11 protein-coding genes and 1 pseudogene are annotated in these 18,598 nt (G+C 52.2%); 2 read left to right on the forward strand and 10 right to left on the reverse strand.

All coding sequences use genetic code 11. The annotated features are described in order from the left end of the window. Window positions 1–218: 218 nt before the first annotated feature. The 8 genes and pseudogenes from MKX70_RS26680 to MKX70_RS26720 all read right to left on the reverse strand — a co-directional run bounded on the left by MKX70_RS26680 (window position 219) and on the right by MKX70_RS26720 (window position 12,403). Window positions 219–1,001: an alpha/beta hydrolase gene (locus MKX70_RS26680; protein WP_042235204.1), complete on the reverse strand. Its 783-nt coding sequence runs from the start codon at window positions 999–1,001 to the stop codon at window positions 219–221. A 91-nt stretch (window positions 1,002–1,092) separates the two neighbouring features. Further along, window positions 1,093–3,117: a right-handed parallel beta-helix repeat-containing protein gene (locus tag MKX70_RS26685; RefSeq protein ID WP_340841205.1), complete on the reverse strand. Its 2,025-nt coding sequence runs from the start codon at window positions 3,115–3,117 to the stop codon at window positions 1,093–1,095. 244 nt (window positions 3,118–3,361) lie between these two features. Further along, window positions 3,362–4,309, reverse strand: a complete 948-nt coding sequence (locus MKX70_RS26690) for a carbohydrate ABC transporter permease (RefSeq protein WP_340841206.1) — start codon at window positions 4,307–4,309, stop codon at window positions 3,362–3,364. A 16-nt stretch (window positions 4,310–4,325) separates the two neighbouring features. Beyond that, on the reverse strand, window positions 4,326–5,300 hold the full coding sequence (locus MKX70_RS26695; protein WP_042235199.1) for an ABC transporter permease: 975 nt from the start codon (window positions 5,298–5,300) through the stop codon (window positions 4,326–4,328). 90 nt (window positions 5,301–5,390) lie between these two features. Further along, a pseudogene (locus MKX70_RS26705) lies at window positions 5,391–7,100 on the reverse strand (ABC transporter substrate-binding protein). A gap of 102 nt (window positions 7,101–7,202) precedes the next feature. After that, window positions 7,203–8,945, reverse strand: a complete 1,743-nt coding sequence (locus MKX70_RS26710; protein ID WP_042235195.1) for a sensor histidine kinase — start codon at window positions 8,943–8,945, stop codon at window positions 7,203–7,205. Window positions 8,946–8,963: 18 nt separating this feature from the next. Next, on the reverse strand, window positions 8,964–10,529 hold the full coding sequence (locus MKX70_RS26715) for a response regulator transcription factor (protein WP_042235194.1): 1,566 nt from the start codon (window positions 10,527–10,529) through the stop codon (window positions 8,964–8,966). Between the two features lie 128 nt (window positions 10,530–10,657). Continuing rightward, a complete protein-coding gene (locus tag MKX70_RS26720; protein WP_231637836.1) occupies window positions 10,658–12,403 on the reverse strand; it encodes a family 43 glycosylhydrolase in 1,746 nt (581 codons plus the stop codon). Between the two features lie 241 nt (window positions 12,404–12,644). Here MKX70_RS26720 and MKX70_RS26725 point away from each other — a divergent pair, with 241 nt between their 5' ends. Then, window positions 12,645–13,436: a helix-turn-helix transcriptional regulator gene (locus MKX70_RS26725; RefSeq protein ID WP_340788041.1), complete on the forward strand. Its 792-nt coding sequence runs from the start codon at window positions 12,645–12,647 to the stop codon at window positions 13,434–13,436. A 645-nt stretch (window positions 13,437–14,081) separates the two neighbouring features. Here MKX70_RS26725 and MKX70_RS26730 read toward each other — a convergent pair. Beyond that, window positions 14,082–16,064 (reverse strand): glycoside hydrolase family 31 protein, encoded by a 1,983-nt coding sequence (locus tag MKX70_RS26730; RefSeq protein WP_340788044.1) that lies wholly within the window; start codon window positions 16,062–16,064, stop codon window positions 14,082–14,084. 125 nt (window positions 16,065–16,189) lie between these two features. Here MKX70_RS26730 and MKX70_RS26735 point away from each other — a divergent pair, with 125 nt between their 5' ends. After that, the gene (locus tag MKX70_RS26735) at window positions 16,190–17,080 is read left to right on the forward strand and encodes an AraC family transcriptional regulator (RefSeq protein WP_042235185.1); all 891 of its coding nucleotides are present in this window, start codon (window positions 16,190–16,192) and stop codon (window positions 17,078–17,080) included. Here the strand turns inward: MKX70_RS26735 and MKX70_RS26740 are convergent. Further along, window positions 17,077–18,591, reverse strand: a complete 1,515-nt coding sequence (locus MKX70_RS26740; protein ID WP_340788047.1) for a glycoside hydrolase family 43 protein — start codon at window positions 18,589–18,591, stop codon at window positions 17,077–17,079. The genes MKX70_RS26735 and MKX70_RS26740 overlap by 4 nt on opposite strands. Window positions 18,592–18,598 lie beyond the last annotated feature (7 nt).

Genomic DNA, 18,598 nt, shown 5'->3' on the forward strand with positions numbered 1-18,598 from the left:
TGGTGGACGAATGATGGGCAAACGGCAGGTACTCAGTGCTTAATCAATGCCCGATCAGTGTCTGACCATTGCCCGATCAGTACCAATCCGCACTCGATCAATGCTCGGTCAGCGTTTGATCAACGGACAATCAGTGTACGTTTGGCAGGGCGTTTCGCGGCTACAATAGCACCTCCAACGGAATCAGAGGCGCCCATTCCGAACGCCCCTCGAATCCCTTAGAAAATAAGCTGCGAGAACTGATACAGACCGTTCTTCCAGACCGGCCAGTCGTGGTCGCCCTGCTCCTCCACCCAGATGTGTGGTACGTTATGCTCCGCCAAATAGACATGTGTCCGGTCGCTGACATACTTGAGGCTGTCCCGATCTCCGCAGGATAACCAGAGCAGGCTAAGCGCTGCGGACGTCTGCTGCGGGCCCGGTACCAGCAGTTCAGGCTCCTTCGTGTTGGGCGCCGGGGAGAACGCCCCGATCCAGGCGAACCGGTCCGGGTTATTCAGACCCATGTTGAGCGATTGCCCGCCGCCCATGGATAACCCGGCCAGGGCACGGTGCATCCGGTCCGTCTGAACGGAATAATTCGCTTCAATATAAGGGATGAGATCGTTCAGCAAATCAGATTCAAACGTCTCAAAGGCCTTCACCTTGTCAGGAGCGAAAATATCGCCTTCCGGCCGGTCATTCAGCATCGCGCGGCCGTTCGGCAACACAACGATCATGGGCTTCAGCAACTGATCGGCATACAGATTGTCCAGAATGATCTGCGGTTTGCCGTGAGTATACCATTCGTCCTCATCCCCGCCAATCCCATGCAGCAGATATAAGACGCTGTATTTCTCTGCGCTGGAATATCCGGGCGGTGTATATACCCGGGCCTTCCGGGTGTTGCCTACTGTAGCAGAGGGGTATTCTATCGTACGGATCTCTCCCCGCGCGATACCTTCCTGCTCCTGATCATACCCCGGTTTTTGCGTCAAATACTTCGGATTACTTCCGTTCAATGCCCCTCATTCCTCTCTTTGAATGTATGTATATTCCACACTTAGTTTATTCGATAAACAAAGTGTGGATTCCTTCCCCTGTTCCTCTGTGTTACAGCACAATTTTCACTGGGCCATTATCTGATAATTCAAACGGTCCGGGAGTCACTCGGGTGTCCGGGCGCTGCTTATTGAAGAAGTCACGGTCGAAACGGTAAGGGGAGCCATCCGGTTCCTCATAATACATCTCAGCGTGATAGCTTCTGCCCAGCAGATTCGTGGTGACTACTGTAGGCGCTGCTGCACGCAGCAGCTCAGGGTTCACAATATGCACCTGCACCTTGCCCGAAACCGGATCAACCTCGATCTCAAGACCCCTATCGGCATAGACCTTAGCATTCGGCTCATGCGTACTCGGCACCGCGTCTTTCAAATACAGATTGCCCTGGATCGCTACTGGAAGGGGCATCTGTTCGGGATGGAACGGCTTCCCGGCCTCCACCATCGCCTTAATCTCTTCCTTGGTGTATTCCCACCACTGCTTGTCCAGGGAACCCGGGTAATCGTTGTACCCGCCCAGCCCGACAGGATGGAGATAACAGCGGGAATTATCCGGGATACCGTCCATCACCCGTTCACCGTTATCGTTAAGGCTCTCCCTTGGGGCAAGCGGGAGATGCTCGAAGAACGTCATCGGAAGATGCTCATTGCCGGTATCCTCATCACGCAGGAAGATATTGTTGTAATACCTGTCGTCACCGCCCACAATATTGCTGTACCCGGCCACTGCTGTCTCGTGAGGCATATGGTACGGCGTATAGCGGGTAAGCTCAGGGCGCACCACGAACCTGCCGGCAAACAGATTATGGACGAATGCACCACCCTGGGCCATATTGCGGAAATTCATCGGCGACAGGAACAGGTTGTGATCCACCATATAAGGGCCGTGGCAGACCTCCATGAAGAAATCCTCGGACAGATTGTCATAAAATACATTCCGGCTGATGCGGGTGCCCTGCGCCTGCCAATCCAGCCATAACGCCCGGTAGGAGCTGTAAATGACATTCCCGCAAATCTGGGTATCCAGTGAAGCATGGAGCTTGATTCCGCCCACCTCTGCCCCGTGGAAAATACGTTTATGATGAATATTGAAAATGCGGTTATGAAGAATCTGACTGAAGGCCCCACCTAAATGGCCGACAATTCCGGCCTGTTCACAATCATGAATCAAGTTATTGCGGACGATATGACTTCCAATGTTGTCCTTATGCCAATCCTGACGGAGTGCGCGGAAAATAACCTCCTGCTCGCGTTGCGTTCCGCCTTTGCTGCGGCCATTTGACCATTCGTTATGTCCGGTCGTTATTTCTTTGCCAAGGCTAATCCCCGTACATTTGGATTCGCTGATATGGTTATCCTCAATAATCCAGCCCTTGCTCCAATGGGGACCTATAAGCCCTTCCTGCAAAGCCGTAGGCGGAGCCCACTGGGGAGAGGCCTGCCGGAGTGTAAATCCCCTGACCGTTATGTAGCTGCGGCCGGTCTTCTCAGGCCAGAAGCAATAGGGACGGACATTGATTTCCACATTCCCGCTTCGGGGATCTCTGCCGCCGAAGTTCGCCCAGATTTGGGTGAAGGCAGTGCCTGCTTCCGCATACCACTGCAGCAAAGAGTCCTCCGCATATTTGGCCTGCGGCCAAACCTCGGGATTACGCAGCTTCTCCACGCCATCACATTCATACAGGGATTTGCCGTCAAGGTATACCTCTCCCAGATGCGGCTCGAATGCACCTTCAAACAGCCAGTCTCCGTACAGTTTAACCTTATAAGGATTGCGGACAGCAAAGAGGGTATTCGGTACCATCGTGCTCCAGACACCGTCTCCTTCGTCTTGCCAGTCGGCTACCGGCTCAGCACCGGTAATCACCACTTCCCCGTCTCCTGCCGATTGATATACAATCCGCTGGTCCTCCGTGCCTCCATTGGCGGGACTGACCCATTCCCTGTAGATCCCCGCATGTACTGTAATGATATCTCCCGGCAACGCAAGCGCCGCAGCGCGGGAAATGGAGCGGAAAGGTTGTTCCGCCGTACCCGGCGCCTGATCGCTCCCTTGAATGGCAACATGATATTCCATTGCTTAAATCCTCCTCTTCCCTGCAAGTCATCAGTAAATTAAGGGTATTCACCCAAGCTTACAGGTTAGTACCCAACCCTTTTATTATACCATTTATAGGGTTGGTTTTAGTAGAGTGATAGCGTTTTCTCCTGCCTCTGACCAGCTTGGCTGGAGTAGCCCATTAGTGTTAACGTCAACAACAAAGAGAAGGAGTGCTTGATAGCATAACTCAAGCGCTCCTCCTCTACAGTTATCCGCAATGTTACCCTTTGACTCCCCCAACCATCATGCCTTTGACAAAATATTTCTGCAGGAAAGGATACACCATGATGATCGGCACTGAGGCCACAATCGTCATCGTCGCACGGACAGACATTGGCGTTACCGCATTATGCTGCCCTCCGGTGGCGCCCTGAATCATACCGTCGATGCTGGAGGTGCCGTTGGTAGTATTCGAATTCTGCAGAATCTTTTGCAGCTCATACTGCAGCGTACTGAGACTGGCATCCGACGAATTGTAGAGGAAGACATCGAACCACGAGTTCCACTGGTACACTCCGGAGAACAGTGCCACCGTTGCAAGCACGGGTACCGTTAACGGCAGGATGATGCTGAAGAAGGTTCTGTAATCCCCCGCACCGTCAATCCTGGCCGATTCGATGATACTCTCGGGAAGATTCTCGATGAAGGAACGGATGATAATCAGATTGAACACGCCGATCATCCCAGGGAGAATGTAGACCCAGAAGGTGCCGACCAGGCCCATATCCCGCATCAGCAAATAATTGGGAATCAGACCGCCGTTGAAGTACATCGTCATGATAAAAGCAACGGTGATGAATTTGCGCAGCACATAATCCTGTCTGCTGAGCGTGTAGGCCAGCATGGCTGAGCAGAAGACAGTCACAACCGTTCCAATAACGGTCCGCAGAACCGAGATGAAGGTCGCATGAAAGATCGTGGCCTCTTTCAGAATATAACTGTAATTCGCCAGCGTCCACTCTCTCGGAAGCAGGTAGATCCCGCCTTTTATGGAGTCTTGTGCGTTGTTAAGCGATACGGCAAGGACATTCACAAACGGATAAAGTGTAACGATCATTAATACGATCATGAAGCAGTAATTGCAGATAACAAACAAGCGGTCGCCGGTGGAAGAGCTTATTTTGGGTTTGCGGTTTAGTTTTTTTTGTTTGGCAGCTACGGTTTCCATACCTGCGCCTCCTTTTCTAATACAGCCTCGCTTCGCCCATGCGCTTCGCGGCATTGTTCGCCAGGAACAACAAGATGAAGCTGACGACGGTCTTGAACATTCCCGCTGCGATGGACAGGGAGAAATTACTCTGGGCGATTCCGTATTTCAGTACGAATATATCAATGTTCTCGGAATAGTCCACATTCATGCCGTTGCCCAGCAGGTACTGCGGCTCAAATCCCGATTCCAGCAGATAGCCGATATTCATAATGAGCAGGACAATCACAACGGACTTGATGCCCGGAAGCGTGACGTAGATCATTTTCTTGAACCGGTTCGCGCCGTCGATCTCTGCAGCCTCATACTGTGTGGGATCAATCGTGGTCATCGCGGCTAAGTAGACAATCGTGTTCCAGCCGATATCCTTCCAGACGGAGCTGGCTCCGAAGATCGTCCAGAAGTATTCCGGGATACCCAGGAACAGAATCTCATTGCCGCGGTCAATGAAGCCCAGACCCACCAGCAGCTGGTTAATGGTCCCATCCGGCGACAACGTCGTCTGAATAATGCTTGCGGCAACGACCCATGAGATAAAGTGCGGCAGATAACTGACGGTCTGCACTACACGTTTGAAGGCAATATTGCGTATTTCATTCAGCAGCAAGGCAAGCGTAATCGCGGTAACGAAGCCAAAAAACAAATTGATCGAGCTCATCGCCAGCGTATTGCGGAGTACCCGGAGAAACCGGTCATCCCCGAACAGAAATTTGAAATGCTCCAGCCCGATCCAGGTCTGCTCCATGAATTTCTTGGCTGGCTTATAATCCTGGAAGGCGATGCTCCAGCCCCATAACGGCAAATATTTAAATATAATCAACCAGATCAAAAAGGGGACAGACATCACAGCCAAAGCCCGCTGCTGCCCCAGCTTTCTGCAAAACAGCCTGATCCGGCCCGGCTCCTTGCTCGCCGCCAGCCGGGGTAGGGCGGGTACCGTATTTTTATCCATCCGTATTCTCTCCTTCAGCACATCGTGCAGTCCAAGCAACCGGAAAGACCAGCCTAGCTGATGCAGTCTGGCCTTCCCCCGTCTTCCTGACTACTCGTTCGCCAGTTCAACCTTCGCTTTGACTTGTTCGGTAGTCCATTTCTCGTAACCGGCAGTGTCGAGCTTGCCGAATTCCTTCATATAGTCCTCCCAGACAGTCTCGAATTTATCCGGAGTAGTTAGCACCAGCTTAGGGAAGAACTTCTTCGTCAGTTCATCCTTGCTCGCTTCCCAGAGCTGTTCCGGTGAATTCTGCTCCTTGGCGAAGCCCCAAGCCGGGAAGTAAGGACGGGGAACCGGTTCAGCGAACAATTGGCTGTAGGTCTGAACGCCGTATTTGTCCAGAATAGCTTTGTCTTTGTCCGTCAGCGTCATTTGGAACACTTCCGGCTGGCTGGCGACATTCTTGGCATTTCCGTTAGCCAGGGTAGAGGTCGTATTATACATCGGCCAGTTCCAGCTGAAGTATTTGAAGCCAAAGCTCTCTCTGAAGGCTTCGTCAATCTTGTCAATCTGCTCCTGTGTCCGGTGGTAGCGGCCTTCTTCATTCACTTCATACGTCTCGCCCTTGATTCCCCAGGACATGAGGGTCTAATTCTCTTCGGTCAGCATATTGTCGAAGAACTGGATGATTCTAACCGGATCTTTGGCACTGACTGTAATGCCGATTCCGCGGTTGGTTACGAGTCCGCCCGGAGGATCAAGGTAAGCATCCGGTGTGCCCTCCTCGAAGGTAACCGGCAGCGGGAAGTACTTGTAGCCGTCCAGCTCAGGATCTTTTCTGGCCGCATCCTTCAGCACATTCAGCGCATTGTCCACCTGCCAGCGGTAATCGAAGAAGCCAAGCACCTTGTGGGAGGTCAATTTCGCAATGTATTGATCATAGTTATCTACAAAGGATGCCTTATCGAACAAGCCGTTCGCATTGAGATCATTCAGCACCTTCAGCCATTTCTTGGTGGCCTCTGAGCCAGCATAGGTTTTGGCCTCCCAGGTGCTTGTATCCACCGTAACGTTCCCGTCATTCGGATAGCCCATCAGGTGCATCGGCGGGTTGGAGGTGGCGAAGAATCTCCAGTCATGCGTAAGGGACACCAGGCCTGTCAGATTTTCATCCTTATGCTTTTCACGGTAATTTTTGATCAGCTCAATATATTGATCCAGCGTTGTGATCTTCGGATAACCGGCTTCCTCCAGCACACGGCGCTGGACCCAGAATCCCGCTCCCGCTTCCGGTTCAGGAATAAAGTCGTTCACCTGGGCGGCAATCGGCAGGAAATAGATTTTGCCGTCCTTGGACCGCATTTGATTCAGCGATTTGCCATACACACGCTTAATATTCGGACCATATTGTTCAATCAGCTCATCAAGCGGGATAAACGCGCCTGCATTCAGTACTTCCTCTATAGCGGCATCCGGGATCAGCACATCCGGGTAATCGTTGGCAGCAATCATGGTTCCAATCTTGGTATTGAGATCCCCCACTACGAACTCCAGCTTGAAATTCACACCGGTCTGTTCCTCCAGCAGCTTACCGATGGTCGTTTCGTTGGTATTTCCATCCTTCGAGCCGGCCACCCCGTTGAAGATTTTGAACGTTACTTTATCCTGCTTGGGTTCGGCCTCTGTAGTTGCAGCGCTTGTCGGTTCCGTTGTTCCCGTATTCTTCTTGGCATTATTGGTCCCCGAGCAAGCGGTCACCATAGATAATGAGACGACTGCAGTAAGAGCGAGAAGCCATATTCTCTTGGTTTTGCCCATTACTTTTATTCCCCCTTTTGTATTCATAATTTAGTGCTTCTTTAGTATAAAAGCGTTTTCATTTCTACGTTACCCGTAAAATTATGGCTTCTTCTTTGAAAACTATGGATTTGCTGGAATTCTCAGCTCAATCCGCGTCCCTTCACCCGGCCTGCTGTCCACATGGAAGGCTGCTCGCCCGCCATACAGCATGGTGACCCGGTAGATTACATTCTGTATCCCGATGCGTTCGCCGATAATCCCCTCCATATTGAGGTATCCGTACAGCGTCTCCACCTGTTCGCTGCTCATGCCAATCCCGTTGTCCTCCACTTGAAAAACAACCTCATCCCGCTCCACCCGGATGCGGAGCTCAATGTCTCCGCCCTTCTTCAGCGGCTCGATACCATGAATGCTGGCGTTCTCCACAAAGGGGAGGAACACCATCTTCGGAACCAAGCAGGCGTAGGCTTCAGGCTGCACATCGATATGGTAGCTCAGCTTATCTTCGAAGCGGTATTTCTGGATATCCAGAAAACACATAATAAACCCAAGCTCCTCCTCCACGCTCACCCATTCCTTATTCCAGGTCAGCGAGCTGCGCAGGATCATCGCCATGCTTTGGATGATTTTGGCCGTCTCGTTCTCATGCTTGAGCAGGCTGCGCATCCGTATCGTTTCCAGCGCGTTGAACAGAAAGTGGGGGTTAATCTGGCTCTGCAGAGCATTAAGCTGCGCCTTCCGCCGTTCCAGCTCCAGGGATTTCTTCTGAATTTCCGTGAGATATACATCGTTAATCAAGGCCTTAATCTGCATAATCATACTGTTGAATTCCAGGGTCAGCTGGCCGATTTCGTCGCGGGACTCCCCGTGCATGATCATCTGGAACTGCTGTGTCTTGACCTTCTTCATGTGCCTTAAGATCTCGACAATCCTTAAGTTGATCGAGCGGGTAATAATCAGAATAATGACGGTGGGGATGATCATCATCAGACAGGCAGACCACAGAATGAAATGGCGGGATTTCAGCGCCGCCTTGAACATCTCATTCTCGTTGACGGTCCCGATAATCCGCCAGCCGGACAGATAGCTGATACTGCCGTATTCCTTCTCGAAATCAATGTTATGCTCCTTCTTCAGCGAGGCATACTGCTGCCTGTCAGTCCCCCGCCAATCCACGGCCCGGTTGGTCGTATATTCAATCTGGCCCTCCGGATTCAGCAGATACACATCGCCCTGCACATTCAGATTGGCAAACACCTCGATGAGGTCAATCGTCTTGAAATCAAGCTTCACCAGCTTCTCCTTGACCATCCGGTCTGCGAAATAATCCATCCGCCGGAGCAGAGAGAACGATTGGAAGCGGCCGCCGGAGTCCTCAATACGGACGAACATCGGCTGTGAGGAGGCTTCCTGCATCCATTGCTTATACCAGTCAGTCCCCCGGACCTCATTAGACAGAATACCGATATTCCCTGAATTCAGCAGTGTGGAATTATCCACATAGATCGTCTTGTTCTGCAGCGAGGAGGAGAACGGGGAATAGTTGTTCAGCGTGGATCGCAAATAGAGATCATAGGCTTCCACATAGTCTTCAGTCTGGGTGAAATTACGGTTCAGTACCTCATTGGTTTTGTAATCCGCATAGAAAAAAGAGGATAAACCCACTGCCTGATCCACCATCAGCCGGAACTCATTTTTGATCTGCTCAACGGCCAGGTCGATGTCCTTGATTCTCTGCTCCCTCACATTTCCGGTAATAATGTTGTAGAAGATGATATTCGTCAGAATGATCGGAGCAATAATCCCGAGAAAATACACCAGGAACATTTTGTTCCTGAGCCGGATGTTATTCAACAGCTTCATACAAGCCCCTCCCTGGCATTAACGGTTGCCCATCCGGTTTCTATATTCTGTAGGCGTCCTCTGCTCCAGCTTCTCAAATTGGGTTACGAAATAATCGGCATTCTTGAAGCCTACCTGCTCGGCAATTTCATAGATTCGCAGGTCGGTCTGCCGCAGCAGCTTTTTGGCTTCTGTGATGCGCAGCTGGAGCAGATAGTCATTGAAGTACATGCCATATTGTTTTTTGAACACTTGGCCGAGATAGGCTGAATTCATATAAAACTGGTTCGCGATATGTTTCAGATTCAGATTTTCATGGAAGTTTTTATCCACGTAAGACTTGATTCTGTACATCCCGCTGCTGCCGTAGCTCTGGTACAGCCCTTGTATCCACTCTGCCGCTTCCAGTGCAAAGGCTTCAAATAAGGAACGCAGCTCCGGCAAAGTAATGTTATGATCATGCCAGTTCATCATCGGCACAAGGCTCACCAGCTGCTTCTCATCGCCCTCCATGCTCCGGATGGTGTGCAGTACACTATGGACGCATTGAATGGCCACCGCCTTTATCGCTTCCTGGGAGACCATTTTCTCCTGAAATTCTGCAAACAGCTTGCCGATAGCGTCAAGCAGCTCCCCTGTCTTATTCTCCTCAATCGCTTCTATTAAAGTCCGGAATACCTCATGGCTGGCATGGGTATAGTTCAGCTTGATGCCGGCAATATCCGAGAACAGCAGAATGGGCTGAGCAGGCCGGACATATTTGTACGCAACAGTCTCCTTGGCCGAAGTATAAGACTGCTTCAGCTCCTTAAGCGAGCTCACCGGACTGCCCGCATACGCTTGGAACTGCAATGGAAACCGCCGGTAGATCCGGCCCAGACAATCCGTGAGAAAGCTGCGCAGCTCACCGTCATGCTTCCCTACATAGTGATCAGGCACAATGAAGCCGAAGGACCGTCGGTGCTCATACACTATAGGAACCTCTGAAGTGAAATGCTGCACCGCTTGCCGGATCGCTTCCTTCAGCTCCGCCTTCACTGGCACAGGCTTGTCACTCCAGGGAAACACATTGTTGACCTCCAGCAGGACGTAGGTGAACTGGCTCGCTCCCGCCTCTGTCCACTGCCGCTCCCAAGCCTCCAGCGCTTGGTCCATGGGCTCCCCCCGGATCAGGGCTTCTATCCGCTGCTCCCCTTCATGAAGATGAAGCCGGTCCTGGACCTGCTGCTGAGCCGAGAATTCATCGCGGAACTTATGAAGCGCTTTCACAATCTCATGCTCGTTAATCGGCTTCAGCACATAATCGAGTACACCGTACCTTACAGCCTGCTGGGCATAGCGGAAATCATTATACCCGCTGATAATAATAAATTCGGTCCCGAGCTGCTCCTGCGTCACAGCCTCAATCAGCCCAATGCCGTCCAGGATCGGCATGCGGATATCTGTGATCACCAGATGCGGCCGTCTGGCGCGGATTAGCTCCAGCGCATCCTCCCCGTTATCCGCCTCATCAATAATCTGGAAACCGCTATCCTCCCAGTCAATCATCTCGATCAACCCCTTGCGGACAAACAGCTCATCGTCAACAATGATAATCCCGTACATTCCGTATTCACTCCTCCATTAAAGTCGATTGCCGGCAACTCCGAAACAAAAGAACCCCCGGCCTGTGTGAAGGGTCAAGGGTTCCTGGATTGTAGGGAGACGCTTATGCGGTTAGCCAGACCTACAGTCTAGCCTACGATTACTTCCATTGATACCTGCTTCAGTTCAGGCTTCAGGTCCTTATCCTCTGTGAGATCCAGAACCGGAGCACCGTCAATGTCAAAATGCACCCGGCGCAGGCCGGAGCTTCGCGGTCCGTCTATTCCCGGTCTGGCATGATAGGCATTCCAGATGACCCCGTCCTCGTCCGTCACGTAGGAATTATGGCCCGGCCCGTATTCTCCCGGCACACTTCTGGAGGTCAGCAGCGGATAATTGCCTTTGGTCCAGCTCTCTATATCCAGCAGATCCGCCCCCTTATCTGCAGTCAGCAGACCGACTACATAGGTGGCATCCACCGCTGCGCTGGCAAAGGTCAAGTAGAGCTTGTCATCCGCATAGAGGGCAAACGGACCTTCATCCACGAAGGTATGATTGTTGGCCCAGCCATAATCGGGCCGGGTCAGCAGCACCGGATCACTGGTCAGCTTCCATGGCTCCTGCGGATCAATGGTTGCAATATAGACCCAGGCTCCCAGATCTACAGGCACGAACTGGCGCTCTGACCATGCCGCATAGAGTTTCCCGTTCCAGCGGATGACCGTCATATCCAGAGAAATCGTCTTGCCCGCTTCGCACAAATACGTGCCGTCCTTCTTCACCACACGCTCCGGCATCGACCAGTCCGCCGCATTCATCGGATGACCGCCTGACCGCAGCTTCATCACATGCGACTCTTCATAGAAGAATTCACCAGAGGTTGCCGCATGAAAAATATACAGCTCATCTTCAATGACATGGAATTCCGGTGCCCATAGCAGACCGCGGATCTGTTCATAGGTGGATGAATCGAGAATCAGCGCTTCTTCAGCCGTTACCAGTCCGGGGATCGTATCCGCTTCCCTCATATACAGTGTATGATTCTGATCCGCATCATTGGTGGCAATGAAATAATATTTCCCCTTCCATTGTGCAATGCACGGGTCCGCACGGTCAAGTGCGATTGGAAATGAATAATGCTCCTGATGAATCTCCCCGGAAATTCTGTAGGTTCCTGCCTGGCTCCAGTCGATGGCGTCCGTATTCCAATTCACTTTTTTGGACGCCTGTGTACCATCGCTGTATAGAGCCGTTGCCCGGACACCCTTCACTTCCTCAACCGAAGCCGCACTCACACGGTCCGGTACCACGACAGCAATATTCTCTGGAACCGTAAGCTTGCAGTAGAGTCTGCGCTCGATCTCTGCGGAGACGGAGATCACATTGCGCGGCAGCATCCCTTCGATATCAGCAACCACGGTATCCAGAGTGAACGGCTCTGCTTCCTGCGGTGCCGAGACATTCTGAAGGCTCATGAGGTCAGCGATGAAATTCTCATAGCCCTTACCCTGCTCATCTATCCAACTGATCAGGTAACCGTTCCGGTCCGGATCATATGTGCAGGAGACATCGCTTACAAAAGTATCGGCCTTAAGCTCCAGCAGTCCGACCTCGCTGTATTGCAGCAGATCGGCGGAGGAGAACAACAGCACCTTCCCCTTGCTCTGTTCGTCGGCTTCGCCGTCTGCCTCCGTACGCACGGCAATTACGCCGTATTTCCCGTCGGCTAAATGGAAGAGGTACGGATTCTTCAGGCTCTTGGCCCGAAGTGTCCCGTCTTCATTCTCTGTCGCCTTGGCGAACAGAACACCCGAGTTATGATTCAGTTCCTGAAACTGAACCCCGTTCGCGCTATAAGCCAGATGCATGCTGTGGGCAAGTCTCGCAGCGTACACTATATCCTCCTGCGGCAGCCTTGTATAGCAAAGGATCTGTTTCCGATCTTCGTTTGGTTGTGGTATCATTAATCAATAACCTTCCTTCAAATTGATAATTTCTAATAAACATTAATATAATCACCACTGTCATAATTCAGTTTCACCCATAATATACACTATGAATTATAGAGATTCACCGGAATTCTAACAATGATATTTACTGACCATTAATTGATCTATCCGAAGAAAGGAGAAGCCAATGCCCTCAATACATTACGTTGAATATGACGCTGCGCATCAGCACGATTTCGTGTACAGCATACCGGAAGGGCTGGATGCCTGGCTTCTTGTCCTGACACAAACTCCGGCGCTGTTTGAAGTGAATGGAGTACTGCAGGAGTATCCCGCTCACTCTGCTGTCCTGTACCCGCCTAAGCACAACATCTATTACCGCGCCTGCTCGCGGAAGTATGTGAATGACTGGGTCCGCTTTGATGCGGATGAATCTTATATTACAGAGACCGTCTTACCGGTCGGTACTCCATTCTCGTTGCCGGACCCCGGCTATTGCCATCAGCTGTTTCAGCTGCTGACGCTGGAGAACTCCTTCCAGAACGATTACCGGGAGCTATCCATTGACTACCTGTTCCGGCTCTTGTTCAATAAGCTGTCCGAGGCGTCCCAGGACAAGCTGACTCCGCAATACTATAACCTTCTGGATCTGCGTAAGACGCTGTACAGCAACCCCGGCCACCCCTGGACCGTGTCCTCTATGGCCGCGCATCTGCACATCAGCACCGGCTACCTGCAGACCATCTACAAATCCACCTTCGGGATCTCCTGCATGGAGGATGTCATTCACTGCCGGATTCGGCTGGCCAAGGAGAGGCTCGGCTATGGCCAGCACAAAATTGCGGAGATCGCCTCACTCTGCGGCTATGCGAATGTTGAGCACTTCTGCCGCCAGTTCCGGCAGCTTACCGGATTCTCCCCCCGGGCCTACCGCGAGAAGCTGGCTGCCAAACAACCGCTTCCCAGGGATGAGGAATAGGTTGCTCCTTGGGAAGTAAATAGGTTGCTCCCTGGGAGGTGAACTGGTTGAGCCTTACTGGGAGGTGAACTACATTGAGCCTTAGATGGTGGGGGTGTGAGGACAGACTCCAACTGTACGCGAATCCATCCTTACTCCAACTGTAGGCGAATCCATCCTTACTTAGATTAGGTTAGATTACCGTTCCCGCATACATTAGCTGTCGATCACAGGGGGCATCGGAATACATTAGCTGTCAAGCTATCCACGGGGAGCATCCATTCAGCATCATTAATTGGATAAACGTATCTTAATTTGGATGTTACGCAGCATTTGGAGGAATTAATTGGATAAACGTCATTTAATTTCAAGCATTTCTCAACTCCGACAGATTTATAGCAAATTAAGTGCTGTTTATCCATCTGCTATCCGGCACAGGCTCCTCCGCTCCTTAGCAAGTGTAGAATATCCAACTAGCTTGGGCTCGGGCTCGGGCCACGGCCACAGGCGCAGCCACTCCTACCAAGGCCGTTCCCTGCCTCACTTTAGCCGCTATAATCCATTTAAGTACAAGTCAACTGGAACAAGCCGCATATGACCAAAAAACAGAGCAACGATTCCTCCAATCAGGAGAATCGCTGCTCTGTTTGACCTGACCCAATTCCCTTATTCTTCAGCCGCACCCAGAATCGGCAGCGCTGCATCATCACGGATAAACAGCGGAATCTGCTCCAGCGGGGCGTCTGTCATGATGGCCTGTCCCCCGGCAAACGTATTGCCGGAATAGACATGGGTCCACTGTGATCCCGATGGCAGATACACCTTACGTGCTCTTTCACCCTCACTCAGCACCGGGGCGACCAGCAGATCAGGACCGAACATATATTGGTCTTCGACATCCCAGGCTGCCGGGTCCTGAGGGAAATCATAGAACAATGGACGCATCGGAGGTGTACCCTTCTCATGGGCAGCTTCCATGAGCCCACGGATATAAGGCTTCAGCCGCTCTCTCATCTGCATGAATTCCTTGAAGATGGCATAGGCCTCTTCCCCGTAGCTCCACACTTCATTATCCGAGCCGCTTCCGCACACGCCACCGCCACGCGTACCGGTTGGCGGAACAAAAGGCTGGCGGTCTCCATGCAACCGGAAGACCGGAGAGAACGCGCCATACTGGAACCAGCGCACCATCAGCTCGCGGAACGAAGCGTCTGCCGGATTGCCGCCGTGGAAGCCGCCGATGTCCGTGGTCCACCAGGGAATTCCGGCCACGGCCATATTCAGACCGGCCCTCACCTGAATCGCCAGAACCTTGAAGCTGGAGTGGATATCTCCAGACCATACTAGCGCTCCGTAGCGCTGGCTGCCTGCCCAGGCGGTACGCACCAGATTGATGATATTCTCCTGTCCCTCAGCGGCCATTCCGTCATAGAAGGTCTGGCTGTATTTCACCGGATAGAGATTTCCGATCTGCTTGCTGGAGCCGATATGATAACGGTAAATATCATGGTCATAGACGGTCAGCTCCGGCTCCGCCTCATCCAGCCAGAATACCTTGATCCCTTTATCATAATAATTCTGCTTGATCAGCCCCCACAGGAACTGGCGGGCTTCAGGGTTGGTCGCATCAAAGATAGCATTTTGGCCCAAAAACTGAAATTGTGTCCGCACCCCACGGTCCGAACGGAGCAAATACCCTTTCTCCAGCATCTCCTGATAATTCTCGCTCTCGGTCTGCACTGTCGGCCATACCGAGACCATCAGCTCAATGCCTATCTCCTGAAGCTCCTGCACCATAGCCTCAGGATCAGGCCAATATTCGGGATCAAATCTCCAGTCTCCCTGATTCGTCCAGTGGAAGAAATCAATGACGATAACGTCAATCGGCAGGTTCCGCCGTTTATGCTCTCTGGCCACCTCCAGCAATTCCTCCTGCGTGCGGTAGCGGAGCTTGCATTGCCAGAACCCCATACCGTAATCCGGCATCATCGGAACGGTTCCCGTTGCCTTGGCATACGCCTCTTCGATCTCGGCAGGCGTATCCCCAGCAGTGATCCAATAATCCAGTTGTTTGGACGACGGGGCGGTCCATTCTGTAACATTCAGACTGAAATGCGCCTGCCCGATGGCCGGATTATGCCACAGGAACCCGTAACCGGCGCTTGACAGCACAAACGGAATACTGATCTGGCTGTTGCGGTGAGTCAGCTCCAGCGAACAGCCCTTCAGATTCAGGAAGGAATGCTGGTATTGCCCCATGCCGTACAGCTTCTCTAACGGATCGGCTTCCAACCGTAGCTTCACAGAGAAATCGCTGCTGCCGGGAACGGCAGCAAGCTCTCTGCCGCCATATTTTAACTGATACGTATCTTCCGTTTCGTTAAGCAACAGCTTGCCATGCTGGTTATAGAAGAAGATCTGGCCCTTGCCTGTCATCTCCGCCCGGATATTCCCATTCACGATGGTCGAACGTTCTTGGGTAATGGTTATCTTGCTTGAGGTCTGCTCTGCCGGCAGAAGCGCCCACTGTTCATCGGTGATCTCTGAATACGAAGCCCGGATACGCAGCGAATGCTCTCCCCAAGGCTCTATCCAGACTCTCTCATGGTCATATTCTCTGATCAGTCTGCCATTCTCTTCACGAAACATAGCGTGATCCCTCCAACAGTTCTATAATAAGGTTGCAACCACATTATAAAGAGTGCGAAGCCGCGATACTATACATAAAAGTACGCATCTATCATACGATATTACGTTTTTGTGGAGGGATTAAGATGAGTGTAGCTTTCGAGGACAAGCCTTATCCATGGAAAAAAGAGCACACGGAGATTCCCGAGGGCCTGTTTCCCATCAATGTGTTTCATATCTGCTTTCCGGACCGCAGCATCATTCCGCCTCATTGGCACGACCATCTCGAATGGATTCTAATTACCAAGGGCAGCTTCCGGGTGCAGGTCGGTCCTAGTTCCAGAGAACTTGTGGAAGGGGAGCTGGCCTTTGTCGGCCGGCCCCAGATCCACGCGGCCTATCCTACAGAAGAGGGCAGCGAGCTGTATGCAGTCGTCTATAACGAAGCTCTGCTGAACGGGATGAGAGATCTTACCGAGCTTCAGCACATCCGGCCACTGCTCTCCGGCGAGATCCGGCTGCCCGCCTTTTATAGTTCGGATCAGCCGGTTACCCGGCGGATAAGAGCATGTATTGAACAGATCGTGTACAGCTATCAGAACAAAAGCCCGGGTTATGAATTATGTATCAAAGGCGGCTTGTTCTCTTCCCTGGGTCTTGCTTATCCCTTGGCAGAATTCAAAGCACCGCCTTCCAAAAAAGACCGTCAGGAGACAGGCATTCAGCCTTTGCTGATTCATCTTAGCAACCATTTCCATGAACCACTGACTGTGGAGGAAGCCGCCCGGATCTGCTGCGTGACCCCCAACTATTTCTGTCACCTGTTCAAGAAAAACACTGGAAAAACCTTGATTGAATATGTGAACATGCTGCGGGTATACGAAGCCTGCCGGCTGCTTCAGCTTCACCAGTATCCGGTTCAGGAGGTGGCCTTCCGGGTCGGATTCTCCAACCTGACGTATTTCGGACGAATATTCAAACAGAACACTTCCATGACTCCAAGCGTTTATGCTACCCGGTTCAAGACCCGGACTTAGCCCTGCCTGCGATAACGGAAATAATCGAAATCGGCATAACCGCCGGATGACCCGGTTGCATAATTGAACAAGCCCATCCGGTAGCCCATGAAATGATCCAGCGTATATTTCATATGAAGCGTCCCGCCAATAGCCTTCCAGACCGCCCCGTCCGCCGAATAGAAGAAATGGGCCTGGTCCACGCTATCTTTGAAATTAAAATCGATTCTGAGATATATCCTGTTGCCGGTGAATGGAATACTCTCCACCGTCTGCGGGAAGCCCTCACCGCTGTTAACGCACATGCTCACGCTGAAGCCGCCCTGCTCCAAGGCGGCAGCCTCGACCGTCCCGTACCCGTTCTGCAGGGCAACCAACCCTGCCCTGTCGCCGGTCTGCATGCCTGAGAGGTCAATCAGGGTCTCCGCACTGCATGCCGGACCCTCCGTCCGCTGGGTCAGCGTATTGCGCGCCCGCAGGATGCTGTCTGCTGTGCGTCCGGTGCGCAGCCGCAGATAACCCGGCCGCTCGGTGAGCGACCATAGCCCGTTGTCAGGATTATGGTTCCACTGCCAGTTCAGCGCCAGCCGGTCGCTGCTGTATTCGAACTCATCGCTGATCACCAGCGGTTTCGGCTCACCCGCAGGTAGCTTCGTCTGGAACACTTTAGGCGCTTCACCATTCTCCCCGATCACCGGCCAATCCTGCTCCCAGCTTACAGGGAGGACACAGGGAATCCGCCCGACAGCCCCATGATCCTGGAACAGCACTGCGTACCAGTCTCCGTCCGGTGTATCAATAATGCCGCCTTGCGCGACACCGTTATTCTGGTAGCCCAGATCATCATCCAGAACAACCCTCCACTCGTAAGGACCCAGCAGCTCCCGGGAACGGTAGCATAGCTGGCGTCTGCGCTGATTGCCGGTTCTCGGCCATTCAATGAAGAACAGATAATAATAGCCGTTCCGCTTATGCGCATGACAGCCTTCAATCCGCAGGCCGATGTCTTCCCGTTCGCCTTCCAGCAGCAGCAGATCCGTTCCGCTGGGCTTCACAGCCGTCAGATCCGCTGTCAGCTCCTTGATCCGGATGTCCCCGTTGCCATAGATCACATAATTGCGGTTATCTTCGTCCAGCAGCAGAGCCGGGTCATGATGGAGTCCTGGAATGACCGAACGCTCCCAAGGTCCCTGCTCGATGTCTTCCGTCCGGTAGATATAGAACTGGTCCATATCATTGGAGGAGAAGCATACATAGTATACCCCGTCCTTATAACGGAGGGAGGCCGCCCAAGAACCGCTGCCATATATTCCTTGGCCGTCTTCCAGCCGGTGGGCCTCGTGATCCTCGAAGGTGTCATAGACATAATTCACGATTTCCCAGTCGTACAGATTCTCCGACTTCATAATCGGACAGCCCGGCATGGAGTGCATACTGGTGCTGACCATATAGAACACAGGGCCGACCCGGATGACATCCACATCCGGGACATCTGCCCACAGTACAGGATTGGTGATGGTGGCGATATTCAATGTATTA

The organism is Paenibacillus sp. FSL R7-0312 (genome assembly GCF_038004445.1).
Classification (GTDB): Bacteria; Bacillota; Bacilli; order Paenibacillales; family Paenibacillaceae; genus Paenibacillus_AQ.